Source organism: Pseudomonas sp. BNK-44-b (genome assembly GCF_047456245.1).
GTDB lineage: Bacteria > Pseudomonadota > Gammaproteobacteria > Pseudomonadales > Pseudomonadaceae > Aquipseudomonas > Aquipseudomonas machongensis.
In genome coordinates this window covers 691,193-703,869 of the sequence record NZ_CP179908.1, presented here as the reverse complement: position 1 = coordinate 703,869, position 12,677 = coordinate 691,193, and the positions used below count along the sequence as shown (strand labels likewise).

The 12,677-nt window shown below is 65.1% G+C and carries 11 protein-coding genes; 5 read left to right on the top strand and 6 right to left on the bottom strand.

Annotated features, from left to right (window positions below; translation table 11 throughout):
• The 4 genes from ACMGGG_RS03415 to ACMGGG_RS03400 are packed head-to-tail and all read right to left on the bottom strand — an operon-like array spanning nt 1 to nt 5,470.
• On the bottom strand, nt 1–1,449 hold the full coding sequence (locus tag ACMGGG_RS03415; protein ID WP_112897555.1) for a GspE/PulE family protein: 1,449 nt from the start codon (nt 1,447–1,449) through the stop codon (nt 1–3).
• Nucleotides 1,449–3,404 carry a type II secretion system secretin GspD gene (gspD, locus tag ACMGGG_RS03410; RefSeq protein WP_414154868.1) on the bottom strand — a complete coding sequence of 652 codons (1,956 nt, stop codon included), beginning with the start codon at nt 3,402–3,404 and terminating at the stop codon, nt 1,449–1,451. Before gspD ends, ACMGGG_RS03415 begins: the two co-directional genes overlap by 1 nt.
• A 3-nt stretch (nt 3,405–3,407) precedes the next feature.
• On the bottom strand, nt 3,408–3,833 hold the full coding sequence (locus ACMGGG_RS03405) for a pilus assembly protein PilZ (RefSeq protein ID WP_414154867.1): 426 nt from the start codon (nt 3,831–3,833) through the stop codon (nt 3,408–3,410).
• Nucleotides 3,830–5,470: a lipoprotein UxpA gene (locus ACMGGG_RS03400; protein WP_414154866.1), complete on the bottom strand. Its 1,641-nt coding sequence runs from the start codon at nt 5,468–5,470 to the stop codon at nt 3,830–3,832. Before ACMGGG_RS03400 ends, ACMGGG_RS03405 begins: the two co-directional genes overlap by 4 nt.
• A 226-nt stretch (nt 5,471–5,696) precedes the next feature.
• On the opposite strand from ACMGGG_RS03400, the gene ACMGGG_RS03395 reads away from it, so the two are divergent.
• Nucleotides 5,697–7,760 carry a PhoX family protein gene (locus ACMGGG_RS03395; protein ID WP_153772630.1) on the top strand — a complete coding sequence of 688 codons (2,064 nt, stop codon included), beginning with the start codon at nt 5,697–5,699 and terminating at the stop codon, nt 7,758–7,760.
• A 103-nt stretch (nt 7,761–7,863) separates the two neighbouring features.
• Here the strand turns inward: ACMGGG_RS03395 and gspK are convergent, their stop codons facing one another.
• Nucleotides 7,864–8,826: a type II secretion system minor pseudopilin GspK gene (gspK, locus tag ACMGGG_RS03390; RefSeq protein WP_063543266.1), complete on the bottom strand. Its 963-nt coding sequence runs from the start codon at nt 8,824–8,826 to the stop codon at nt 7,864–7,866.
• A gap of 147 nt (nt 8,827–8,973) precedes the next feature.
• On the opposite strand from gspK, the gene tatA reads away from it, so the two are divergent.
• The 4 genes from tatA to ACMGGG_RS03370 all read left to right on the top strand — a co-directional run bounded on the left by tatA (nt 8,974) and on the right by ACMGGG_RS03370 (nt 12,287).
• Nucleotides 8,974–9,177, top strand: coding sequence for a twin-arginine translocase TatA/TatE family subunit (tatA, locus tag ACMGGG_RS03385; protein WP_054894695.1), 204 nt, complete (start codon nt 8,974–8,976; stop codon nt 9,175–9,177).
• Nucleotides 9,177–9,440, top strand: coding sequence for a Sec-independent protein translocase protein TatB (gene tatB / locus ACMGGG_RS03380; protein ID WP_414154865.1), 264 nt, complete (start codon nt 9,177–9,179; stop codon nt 9,438–9,440). Before tatA ends, tatB begins: the two co-directional genes overlap by 1 nt.
• Entirely contained in the window at nt 9,437–10,180 is a 744-nt protein-coding gene (tatC, locus tag ACMGGG_RS03375) for a twin-arginine translocase subunit TatC (protein WP_054894697.1), read from the top strand. Before tatB ends, tatC begins: the two co-directional genes overlap by 4 nt.
• Nucleotides 10,181–10,265: 85 nt before the next feature.
• Nucleotides 10,266–12,287 carry an HET-C-related protein gene (locus tag ACMGGG_RS03370; protein ID WP_414154864.1) on the top strand — a complete coding sequence of 674 codons (2,022 nt, stop codon included), beginning with the start codon at nt 10,266–10,268 and terminating at the stop codon, nt 12,285–12,287.
• Nucleotides 12,288–12,362: 75 nt separating this feature from the next.
• Here the strand turns inward: ACMGGG_RS03370 and ACMGGG_RS03365 are convergent, their stop codons facing one another.
• Nucleotides 12,363–12,674 carry a hypothetical protein gene (locus ACMGGG_RS03365; protein ID WP_054894699.1) on the bottom strand — a complete coding sequence of 104 codons (312 nt, stop codon included), beginning with the start codon at nt 12,672–12,674 and terminating at the stop codon, nt 12,363–12,365.
• Nucleotides 12,675–12,677 lie beyond the last annotated feature (3 nt).

The window sequence follows — 12,677 nt, the reverse complement described above, 5'->3', positions numbered from 1 at the left end:
TCAGCCCTGCACCACACGCAGCACTTCGGCCAGGCTGGTCTCGCCACGGGCCAGGCAGTCGCTGGCCATGGCCACCAGGCTCTGCCGACGCGTGGCCAGGTGCGCCTGCATCGTCACTTCGCTGGCGCCCTCATAAAGCAGGGCGACCAACCCTGCATCCAGCTCGATGAACTCATACAGCCCCAGGCGCCCGACATAACCGCTGCCCTGGCAACTGTCGCAGCCCACGGGGTGGTGGGTGGCGTGCAACGCTGCCAGTTCCGGCCACAGACGCCGCTCGGCGGCGAGCAACGGGCGCGGCTCGGCACAACTGCACAGGCGTCGGACCAGGCGCTGGGCCAGCACCCCGCGCAGGCTGGAAGCGATCAGGAAAGGCTCGATGCCCATGTCACGCAGGCGCGTCACTGCACCGACGGCGCTGTTGGTGTGCAGGGTCGAGAGCACCAGGTGACCGGTCAGGCTGGCCTGCACGGCGATCTGCGCAGTCTCCTGGTCGCGGATCTCACCGAGCATGATCACGTCCGGGTCCTGGCGCAGGATCGCGCGCAGGCCGGTGGCGAAAGTCAGCCCGGCACGCGGGTTGATCGCGGTCTGGCCGATACCGGCGATGGCGTACTCCACCGGGTCTTCGACGGTGAGGATATTGCGGCTGCCATCGTTGAGGCTGTTGAGGCTGGCATACAGCGTGGTGGTCTTGCCGGAGCCGGTGGGGCCGGTGGACAGCACGATGCCATTGGGCCGCGCCAGGCACGCGCGCAGGCCCTGCAAGGCCGCGGCGGGCATGCCGAGGTTGTCCAGCGCCAGCAGGCTGGCCTGCTTGTCGAGCACGCGCATCACCACGCGCTCGCCGTGGATGCCGGGCAGCGTCGAGACTCGCACGTCCACCTCGCGCCCGGCGGCGCGCAGGGTGATGCGTCCGTCCTGGGGCTGGCGTTTCTCGGCGATGTCCAGGCGCGCCATGACCTTGATCCGCGACACCAGCATGGCCGACAGCGCACGCGGCGGGCGCAGCACCTCGCGCAGATGCCCATCGACGCGCAGGCGCACCACCAGGCTCTGCTCGAAGGTTTCGATGTGGATGTCCGAGGCACGCAGGCGCAGGGCCTGGCCGAACAGGCCGTTGATCAGGCGGATCACCGGGGCTTCGTCGTCGCTTTCGAGCAGGTCTTCGATGCGTGGCATTTCGCTCATCAGACTGTCGAGGTCAACCTGCTCGCCGATGCCCTCGATCAATGCCGCGGTAGCCGAGTCGGCAGCCTGGTAGAGCTGGCCAAGGCGCTCGTCGAAAGCGGCGCGATCGAGGCGCTCCAGGCGCAGTGGCTGGCCATGCACGCGCAGCAGCTCTTGCACCTGGTCGCTGTCGGCATCCTCGCGCAACCATAGCTGCCAGCCCTGATCGTCCGGGGCCATGGCAACGCCAGCCTGACGCGCCAGGCGATAGCCGAGCATCACCAGTCACCGCCTTCAAGCCGCGCGCGGCTGGCCGGAAACGCCTTGAGCAAGGCGCCACCTTCGGCGAGTTCCGGCATCTGCAAGGCGGTGTCCTGCTGCAGGCTGCGGTACTTTTCCTGGCTCAGCCCGGCAAGGCTCGGCCCGTCGCGCATGATCCGCGGGCGGATGAACACCATCAGGTTCTGCTTCACGTTGCGGTTGCTGTCGGAGCGGAACAAGCGACCCAGCACGGGGATGTCACCGAGCAACGGCACGCGCTGGTTGCTGGTCGTGGATTCGTCGCTGATCAGGCCACCGAGAATCACCAGGCCATTGTCATCGACCATGACCTTGGTCTTGATCTCGCGCTTGTTGGTGATCACATCGCTGGCGGCGCGCGAGTCGGCGATCGAGGACACTTCCTGGACGATGTCCAGGCGTACGCTGTTGTCGCTGTTGACCTGCGGCTTGATGCGCAGCTTCACCCCCACCTCCTTGCGTTCGATGGTCTGGTAGGGGTTGGCGTTGTTCTGGGTCACCGAGCCGGTGACGAAGGGCACCTCCTGACCGACCAGGATCGACGCCTCGGCGTTGTCCAGGGTCAGCAGGGTCGGGGTCGACAGCAGGTTGAACCCGCTCTTGCCCTTGAGCGCATTGATCAGCATGGCGAAGTTGAAACCGCCGCCGAAATGGCCGATGCCGGCGGTGGCGCCCGTGGTGGCCGAGAGCAGTTTGCCCAGTTCCTTGTTGTCGCCGCTGGCAGCAGCGCCCGCGATGCTGGCGATGTTCACGCCGTTGCTGCCGAAGTTGACGATGCCGGCGCCGAACTTCTCGTCGGCGAACAGCCACTGCACGCCGAGCTCCTGGGCGCTGCTGTCGGACACCTCGGCGATGATCGCCTCGACCACCACCTGGGCGCGGCGGATATCGAGTTGCTCGACGATGTTGCGATAGGCCGCAAGCTCGCTGTCAGGGCCAACCATGACCACCGCGTTGGCGCCTTCTTCATACTCCAGGCGCACGCCAGCATCGCTGGCCGTGCGTACCGGCGCCTCCTTGGCTTCGCCTGCGGGCGCATCGGGCACCCCGCCGTCCTGGCCGAGACCGCGCAGCACCTTGACCACTTCCGCAGCATTGGCGTGACGCAGGTAGATCACCTGGGTGTTGCTGCTGTGCAGGTTGTCGCTGGGCCGGTCGAGTTGACCAAGCAGCGCACGCACGCGCTCGCGGCTGTCGGCGCTGCCGCGCACCAGCAGCGCATTGCTGCGCGGGTCGGCCACCACCTGGGCACTGTCGGCGCCCTGCTCGCGGGCCAGCAGGCGGGTGACCAGGGGCGCGGTGTCGGCGGCGCTGGCATGCTTGAGTGGCATCACCTGCAAGGGTTCGTCGCTGACCTGGTCGAGCTGGCGTAGCAGCTTGTCGATGCGCTCCAGGTTGCTGCGCCAGTCGGTGACCACCAGCAGGTTGGCGGCAGGGTATGGGGTGATCACCCCGACGCGCGGGTCGATCAGCGGCTTGAGGATGCCGAGCATCTGTTCGCTGGCGGCGTTGCGCACATTGAATACTCGGGTCGCCACGCCGTCGCTGCCCTTGCTCTGTTTGCCGGCGTTCTCCACCGGCACCGGCTCCAGGCGCGCGGCCTGGTCGGGGACGATCTTCACGCTGCCGTTGGGCAGGTCGACGGCGGCAAAGCCCTGGGCACGCAACTGGGCGAGGAAGATGTCGTAGATGGCTTCGGCGTCGTGGCGATCGACGGTGCGTACCGTGACCTTGCCGGTGACCCGCGGATCGACGATGAACGTGGTGCCGGTGATGCGCGAGACGCTGTCGATGAACTCGCCCATGTCGGTGTCGACGAAGTTCACCTCGTATTGGGGCACGCCCTCTTCGTCGACTTCAGGGTCTTCGGCCCACGCCTGCGCAAAGCACAGGCCAAGGCTCAGCACGCAGGCCACAGCGTATCTTGCGATCATTGCTCATCCTTGCCGCTTGAAGCCGGTCACGGCAGGCCGTGGCGGCCAGGGCAGGCGCTCGCGCCGCCCCTGGTTGTCGAAAATCAGGCCATCGGCATCGATGTCCTGCAGCACGATCCCTGGCGCCAGGCGCTGGCCGCGGCCCAGGGTGCGAACCTGCTGGCCGAAGCGCAGCACCACCACGGTGGCGGAGAGCGGCTCGGCCTTGAGCCCGCCGAGGTATTGCAGGGGCAGGCGCGTCAGGGGAATGCCGCCCTCTTCGGGTGGCGCCTGCCAGTGACCGGCCATCAGGCCTGGCAAGGTGGGTGTCTGTTCGCGCGGGACACTGAGCGGTTGCGGCTGGCGACTCAGTTGCAGGATGCACTGGGCAACGAGCCAGCCGGCCAGGGTCAGCAGCAGCACGTTGGGCAGGCGCGCCAGCCCGATCACGAGGCCACCTGGCGCGGATGCCACCCCGGATGCCCCTGCACATAGCGCACCTGGGGCAGTTGCAGCGACGCCAGTTGCCAGTTCGGCTCCTGGCGCGCCAGCCAGGCCTCGACCTTCTGCCACAGCGGCTCGCCGGCCTGGGCATCGAAGTGCAGGCCGAAGGTGCGGCACAGGCCCTGCACCGTGGGCAGCCCGGCGACACGCTTGCCCATCGGGCTGTAGCTGACCTGCCAGGCGTGGCCCTGCCAGCGCGGCAGGTCCTGGCTGTTGTCGAGCAGCAGCGGATCGCCGAACAACTGCTCGGCGGCATTCTCCAGCACCTGTTCCACCTGGCGCGCAGGCGCCTCGACCACCGGCGCCGGGTAGCCGCCGGTGAGGCTGATCAGGTGCTCGCGGGTGATCGCCTGGCCTGCTGGCAGCGGATGGTCGTAACGCAGGCCCGGCAATAGCACCGGCATGCTCGAGTCGTCGGCCAGGGCCTGGTGCAGGAGACGGTCCCAGCTGCCGCCACGGGTGTCACGACGCCACAAGGGCTGCGGCGCACGGGCCAGCGGCTGGTCGAGCCAGGCGGCATGACCGGCGCGTTGCTGGCGCAGCGTGCTGCGTAACTGGCTGGCACGCGCCTGGGCAGTGGGCGAAAGTTGATCGTCGAAAGCGGGTACGAAGCGCGCCTCGAATCGCCACTGCCCTGCTGTGTGCTGACAGCGCAGGCGATAGACGCCACTGGCGCGACACCCGGCGAACAGCACCGGCACCTTGCGCCCCGACGCTTGCGTGACAGGTACCGGAGTCGGCCACAGATCCTGGCCACGGGCACACAGCAGCACATCGATGTCGTCGATCCGCTCGGCAAGCCACAGGCCAGGGCCAGTGCCAACATCCGCCAGGGCGACCACCAGGTCGGCCTCGCGCCGCGCTTGTTGGAAACTTGGCAGCAATGATTGGTACCACTGCTTGAGCGAGGCTTTCTGATCCTGGGCGTAAGGGTCAGTCACACCGACCACCGCAATGCGCACGCCGCCGCGCTCGAACACGCGCAGGGGCTCGACACCCAGGCCCTTGGCCTGTTCAGCGCCAAGACCAGCGCCGAGGGTGATCGCAGGGGACTGGCGATAGAGGGCGGCGCAGCGTTGCGGCCACAGCACGCGCTCATCGCTGCTCACACGCACGTCGCTGGCCAGCATCCGGCTGCCTTGCACGCCACTATCGCCTTGGGTCAGGTAGGCCAGGCCGCTGCCATTCCAGTTCTGGCCGTTCTCCAGGGTCAGGCAGCGCTCGGCGCCGGCCTCGTTGCGCATCTGCTCCATCAGTGCGGCCAACACGGCATAACCGCCGAGGCGCGCCTGGCTGGCCTGGCCGGCATCGAGCAATGGCGCGAGCTCGGCATGGCCGCTACTGGCATGGCTGCCGGTCATCCATGGAGCACGCCCCAGATGGCTGACCGGCCCCAGGCGCGTGGCAGGCACCACTGGCAGGCCAGGCTCGCGGGCATCAAGGGTGTCGGCGACATAGAGCAGTTCGAGCGAGGCATCGCCGCCGCGCTGACCGGGGATCGCGGAGCAGGCGCCCAACAAAGGCGCCAAGGCGCCGACGCCCATCCAGCCAATCACTTCGCGTCTGCGCACACTGCTCGCCATCGACCCCGCCATCCCTAACCTGAGTTCACGTTCGGCCCCGGATATTGGGGTGGCTGCGTGACAGTTTGATGGCAGAAATCCGACAACCGATGCGGTAAAGCTCTGACAAATCTTGTTACTAATAGCGCTAGGTTTTAAAACCCCGTTAATATTTTTGCCAATCAATCATCACACTTGCCCCCTAAAGTCGCGGTTCCTCTTACTCAGCCATTACAAGGACACCCTGATGAGTCGAGAAACCGGCGATAACCTGGACCGGAACCAGAGCGGCAACCTGCCGATGGCCAGTGTGATGGATACCTACCTGAGCCGTCGTACCGTGATGCGCGGCAGCCTCGGCGCGGCCATCGCGATGATCGCAGGCACCGGCCTGACCGCCTGTTTCGACGGTGGTGGCGGCAGCTCCCATCACGATGATCCGGTCACCGAGCCGCCTGTGACCGAACCGCCAGCCAAGCTCAAGCTGGGCTTCCAGTCCATCGCCGGTTCGCGCACCGACGCTTGCGTCATTGCCGCCGGTTACAGCGCCTACGTGATCGCGCCGTGGGGCACGCCGCTGAACAGCAACGGCAATCCGTGGAAGTCCGACGGCAGCAATACCTCGACCGACCAGGCCAACGCGATGGGCATGAACCATGACGGCATGCACTTCTTCCCCATCAACGGCAGCTCCGACGATGGTTTGCTGGCGATCAACTTCGAATACATCGAAGCCGACGCGCTGCACCCGAACGGCCCGACCACCGATGGCACTGGCAAGCGCCCGGTCGAGGAAGTGCGCAAGGAGATCAACGCCCACGGCGCCGGCGTGGTGCGCCTGAGCAAGGTCAACGGCCGCTGGCAGGTGATGCAGAACGACCCGCTCAACCGCCGCTTCACCACCGCTTCGCTGATGGACATCGCCGGGCCCCTGCGCGGCACCGATCACGTCAAGACCAAGTTCTCGCCGACCGGCACCCAGGCACGCGGCACCAACAACAACTGCGGTAACGGCTATACGCCGTGGGGCACGTACCTGACGTGCGAGGAAAACTGGCCTGGCATCTTCGTCAACAAGGGCGTGCGCCCGGCAGACCAGGTGCGCATCGGCGTCAGTGCCAGCAGCGGCCAATACAAGTGGGAGACGGCTGCCGGTGATGCCAGCGAGGTCAACGGTGAGTTCACCCGCTTCAACGTGACCCCGACCGGCGCCAGCGCCACCGACGACTACCGCAACGAAGCCAGCACTTACGGCTACATCGTCGAGATCGATCCGTACAACAGCGCCACCCTGGCGGTGAAACGCACCGCCCTTGGTCGCTTCCGCCACGAGGGCTGCTGCCCGGGCCTGGCGGTCGCTGGCAAGCCGCTGGTGTGGTACACCGGCGACGACTCGAACAACGAGTACCTGTACAAGTTCGTCTCCGACGCCGTCTGGGATCCGGCCGACGCCACCCCGGCCGACCGCCTGGCCACCGGTGCCAAATACATGGACAAGGGCAAGCTCTACGTGGCCCGCTTCAATGCCGACGGCAAGGGTGTGTGGCTGCTGCTGGACGTTGCCACCCCCACCACCGCCGGCAGCACGCTGGGTGCACTGTACGGCGACCTGCCGGGCATCATCCTCAACACCCGCGGTGCGGCTGACGCGGTCGGCGCCACGCCGATGGACCGCCCTGAGTGGACCGCCGTCAACCCGCTCAACGGCGATGTCTACCTGACGCTGACCAACAACAGCGCGCGTACCGCCGCCAAGGTGGATGCGGCCAACCCCCGCGGCCCGAACCGTCACGGCCACATCATCCGTTGGCACGACAGCGACGATCACAAGAGCTTCACCTGGGATATCTTCGTGTTCGGCGCCAACGCCGCCGGTGCACCGGATATCAACCGCTCGGGCCTGACCGAACTGAACCAGTTCGCCAGCCCCGACGGGATGAGCTTCGATAGCCGCGGGGTGCTGTGGTTCGAGACCGACAACGGTGAGACCACCTTGACCAGCTACACCAATGACCAGTTGCTGGCGGTGATCCCGACCGACCTGGTCGATGCCACCGGCAAGCAGATTCCGGTCAACGCGCAGAATCAGGTGGACCTGCGGCGCTTCTTCGTCGGCCCTAACGGCTGCGAGGTGACGGGGATCAGCTTCACGCCGGACAACAAGACGCTGTTCATCAACATCCAGCACCCGGGCAACTGGCCCTATACCGACAAGGCGACGGATGTGACACCTGCGGGGAGCCGAGTGCGACCACGGGCGTCTACCGTGGTGATTCAGCGCAATGATGGCGGTGAGATCGGAACGGCCTGATCCGGAGCCTGTAGTCCGCGGTGCTCAAAGGCCGCGGATTGCCTGCCCAGCTCACCCTCGCCGGGGCCGCCTTGCGGCCCCATCTGGCTTCGGCGCTTGAACGCTAGAACACTGGCTCGCGCCCGCGAATCCGAACCTGTTGCGCCGGCACCCGCGCATGCCACTGCACCACCCCCAACGCCTCGACCTGAAACTGGCTGCGCACCACTCGCCCGTCTTCCTCGAACGAAAGCTGCAACAGGAAGAACCCGCTGTTGAGCAACAATCCCTCGCTCAACCGAGCAAAGCTCTCGTCATCCAAAGCGCCCAGTGCCTGGCGTAACCCTCCCGCATCGACATAACCCGACGCCGGCCGATTGGTGATGATCCGGCTGAGCAGCGAGCGGGAAAAATGCCCCTCGTAGAGCGCCTCCAGCAACGGCAGGTGCTCAAGGTTCAAGGCATTGGCATTGAGCCGCCAACCGCTGGTCTGCGGCAATGCGCACAGCATCGGATAGCGCCCCTGGCGCCCGGCATCGGGCTCCAGCAGCAGGTTCAACTCGCTCGGGTCGAGCATCGCCTGGTTGGCCGCCAGACGTGGTGGCTGCTGGCGCAGGTACTGGCCGCTCTCGGCACCTTGCAGGCGGGTGTCGCTGTCAGCGTCCAGCCAATCGGCCAGGGCGTCGACCAATCGCTCGGCAGCCATGTCGTCGCCGAGCAATCGACGCAACTGGCGCTCGGCACGCTCGGCGTCTTCCCCCAGCAAGGCATTGACGTTGAAGCAGGTGTGCTGGTCGCGCACCTGCAGGCGCGCCTTGCCTGCACCAAAGTCATACTCCAGCGCCTGGCCGCGTAGGGCCTGCCAGAAGAGTGGACTGGCGCGCCAGGTCGGATCGCGCAGGGCCTGGCTGGCATAGGCAAGGCCAGCCTGCTCCATCGCCCGCACCTGCACGCGCTGGCGCAGCAAGCGCGTCTCATCGACCTGCCGACGCCCCTCCTCCACCAGCCAGGCCAGGCCCGCTGCAAGCATCGCCAGCGCCACCATCACCATCAGCAACGCTGCACCCTGTTGTCGCCCACCACCCATTGCACCGCGCCTCGTCATCCGTGGAGGCGCCAGTCAACACGGTGCGTGTTGCAAGCACATGGCAACGTTTCCCGACAGTCACGTTGGCGTCATCTGAAGCAGGCAGGATTGGCCTTCCTTTTCATGACCTTACAGGAGTTCTTGCACATGGGCGGTATAGGCATCTGGCAACTGGTGATCGTGCTGCTGATCGTTTTCCTGCTGTTCGGCACCAAGCGCCTCAAAGGCCTGGGCAGCGATGTCGGCGAAGCGATCCAGGGTTTTCGCAAGTCGATGGGCGGTGACGACAACAGCAGCGCATCACCCAACGCACAGGTTCAACAGCAGCAGCCAACGGATCGCCAAGGCTGATGTTCGAGATCGGTTTCAGCGAACTGCTACTGGTTGGCGTCGTCGCTCTGCTGGTCCTGGGGCCCGAACGCCTGCCGGTGGCGATGCGCACCGTCGGGCGCGGTCTTGGGCAGGCGCGGCAGGCAATGAATATGCTGCGCGCCCAGGTCGAGCGGGAAATCGACATGCCAGCCCTGGACGATGCGGCGCTGCGCAAACTGGAGCAGGACATCCGCCAGGGTGTCAGCCTCGATGAAGCACCCGCCAGGGAACGTTCATCATGAGCTTCGCTGTCCACGGAAGGTCGGCAATGCCGCTGACCGAACACCTGCGAGACGTGCGCAAGCGCCTGGTGCGGTGCCTGCTGGCCATCGCCCTGGCGTTCGCTGTGTTGTTCCCCTTCGCCCAAACCCTCTACACCCTGGTCTCCGAGCCGCTGCGCCGCTTCCTGCCCGAGGGCGCGAGCATGATCGCAACCAGCGTCACCTCGCCGTTTCTCACGCCCTTCAAGCTGACGGCCATGTGCGCGCTGTTCATCAGCATGCCAGTGCTGCTGCATCAGGCTTGGGGCTTCATCGCGCCGGGGCTGTATCGGCGGGAGAAACGCATAGCACTGCCGCTGCTGGTGTCGAGCATCCTGCTGTTCTACGGCGGCATGGCGTTCGCGTTCTTCCTGGTGTTTCCGATGATGTTCGGCTTCTTCGCCAGCGTGACCCCCGAAGGCGTGGCAATGATGACCGACATCAGCCAGTACCTGGACTTCATTCTCGCCCTGTTCCTGGCGTTCGGCCTGGCATTCGAAATTCCGGTGGCAACCTTCATCGTGGTCTGGGCAGGCCTGACCGATGTTGCCAGCTTGCGCCGTAGCCGGCCCTACGTGATCGTCGGCTGTTTCGTGGCCGGTATGATCCTCACGCCTCCTGACGTGTTTTCCCAGACCATGCTCGCCATCCCGATGTGGTTGCTGTTCGAGATCGGCCTGCTGGCCTGCGGGTCCCTTCAAAACCGCACCCGCCTTTCGTAACGCCTACAGCGGGAGGCGTTGCCTGCTCCCTCTTGCACCACGCGGCTCACATGCTGGGGACTCCGTCAAATGATGAGTCCCCAGCATGATCCCACTACGCCTGCACACCCGCTTCGCTCTTGATCGACTCACCGAAATCAGCCGGCCACTCTCAGCACAGGCCTTCCGCGAAATGCTCATCCCTGTGTTCGGTGACGACCTGCCAGACAGTTGCTACCAGCAGTTGCAGGACGCACTGCGCGACGGCACGCTGAGCAACCCTGTACACCAGGTGAACCCACAGGTGGCAGGCAAAGCCTGCTACGACAATGCCACGCGTATCATCCACCTGCACCCCGAGGTGATCGCTACCGCGATGCTGCAGCCACAGGCGGCCTGTGAACTGGCGACCATCCTGCTGCACGAGTTCGGTCATCACCTGGACAACCTTCTGCGCCAAGACTTCGCGAAAGGCCTGGACGATGGCTTTGCCTCGATCGCCGAGGATGCAGAACTCGAGGAAGGTGCGCGCTTCGCCTACCTGATCGGTTGCATGGAGTCAGGCCCAAGCGGGGAGCTGCAGATCGCCCAACTGACCGAAGCAGGCCGAACCATCACCCTGCGAGCCGATGACCAGGCCATGCGCCTGTTCATCCGCCAGAGCCAGGATGAACAGGCGCAACGCGCCAACACCCATGAAGGCAGCACCGAGGGCTTTTCTGCGGGCAAGGGCGACAAGAAAAACCCTGAAATGTCCTGGGGGCATGAGTCGATCGAGGAAGACCTCAAGTACGCCGGGTTCAATGAGCAACAACGCAAGGCGATCTATTTCGGCAACTGGTTGCGCGACTACTCGCAGTTGCTCGATCCCAAGCTGGTCCGCGCCGAGGACGCGCCCAAAGAGTTCCCGCGCAAGCTCTCCCGGAAAGTCCTGACCCAACTCGTAGACCTGCTGGCGCTCAAGGCATTTCCCAGCCTGCAATCCACGCCGCAAGAGCGCGCGCACTACGTGGTCACACCGCAGATGCTCGGGGTGTATCGTCCTACCGAGCACATCGACAATCCCTACAACCCCAACCCGTCAGCGACTGATCCAAGCACCATCGATGCAGACTTCGAGCCGCCTGTCGCACAGGACGATCCGCGGTTGCAGGTCGATCCGGATACGTCCATGAAGCGCCACATCTTCAGTTCGGTCGATTACATGTGCGAACGACTACGCGAGGCAATGGCGGCGGGCCCGACCCCTGAGGGCCTGCGCGAATTCGGTGCAGCACTGCACGTGCTGGAAGATTACTTCGCCCACTCCAACTACGCCGAATTGAGCCTGCACAAGCAGGGTCACGACACGGTACTGACCTGGACCGCACAAGCCGACTGCAAGCACGGCTGGCCCATCGTCACCGGCATGTTCGCCGGCAGCGATGTGATAGCCAGCCTGGCCGAGCCGATGGCCAATGCACTCTTCGCCCCCTCCGGCGACTTCGAGAACATCACGCCAGGGCAGCGCTCGGACACTGAACTGGCGCTGCTGATCCTGCTTCAGGACCACCCCGATCCGCAGTGGCAGGAATACCTGAACACCGCACTGGAAGTTCGCGACACGTTGGCGGACCTCCCAGGGTTCAATGTGGCGAGGCGCATTTCCTGGATCACGGGCTCACCGCTGCGCCTTGCAACCGACCTGCCCAAGGTTGGCTACCGGGCCATCCTCAACCTGATCGGCAACTCGGTCGACGATATCCAGACGTACAGAATGGGCAATCCCATGCTCACCGGCTCGACCAATCCGACCCACTCCCAGCTTGCCAAGGACCATGACGTGCATCCGCTGCATACCCTGGCCACCCTGATGGCCCGGGTTGCAGTGCGCGATGTCGGTTTCGCCATGTTCAAATACTGGGAGGGGGGGCGGTTGCGCGATCCGGTCAAGATAGCGCGCAGCTACTTTACCCACCCCAATGACAGCGAATGGCAGGACGAACTGGTCAGCAAATGGGCAAGCGAGCATCCCAAGGAAATCCAGAAATCCAGCGACCCTGCTGTCTTCGAAGCGCTCAACCACGATCATGAGGCGCCAGCGGTGGATGAAAGCGCTTGGGAACGTCTGAAAGGACTGTTCAGTTAAAACCTGTAGAAACGACAAGCCCCGGCAGAAGACTGCCGGGGCTTGTCGATTTGCAGCAGCAAAATTTCAGCGCACTCAGATATCCAGCAAAGGCCAGACCTCATACGCCGGCGTTTCATAAGGGTGGCTCTGCTTCAATGCGGCGACCACCTGGCGAACCTGCTCATCGGCCACCACCAGCTCCACCTTCCACTCCTCCACCACCTCGACCTGGCCCACCTGCCCGAGGAATGGCTGACTGCCATCCAACGGGCGGAACTGACCCTGGCCAAGCGTCTGCCAGGCACAGTGATCGTAGTCACCGATACGTCCGCCTCCAGCGGCGAACACGGCGGCCTTGACCACCTCGACATGGCTGGCGGGGACGAAGAAGGCGAGCTTGTGCACCGC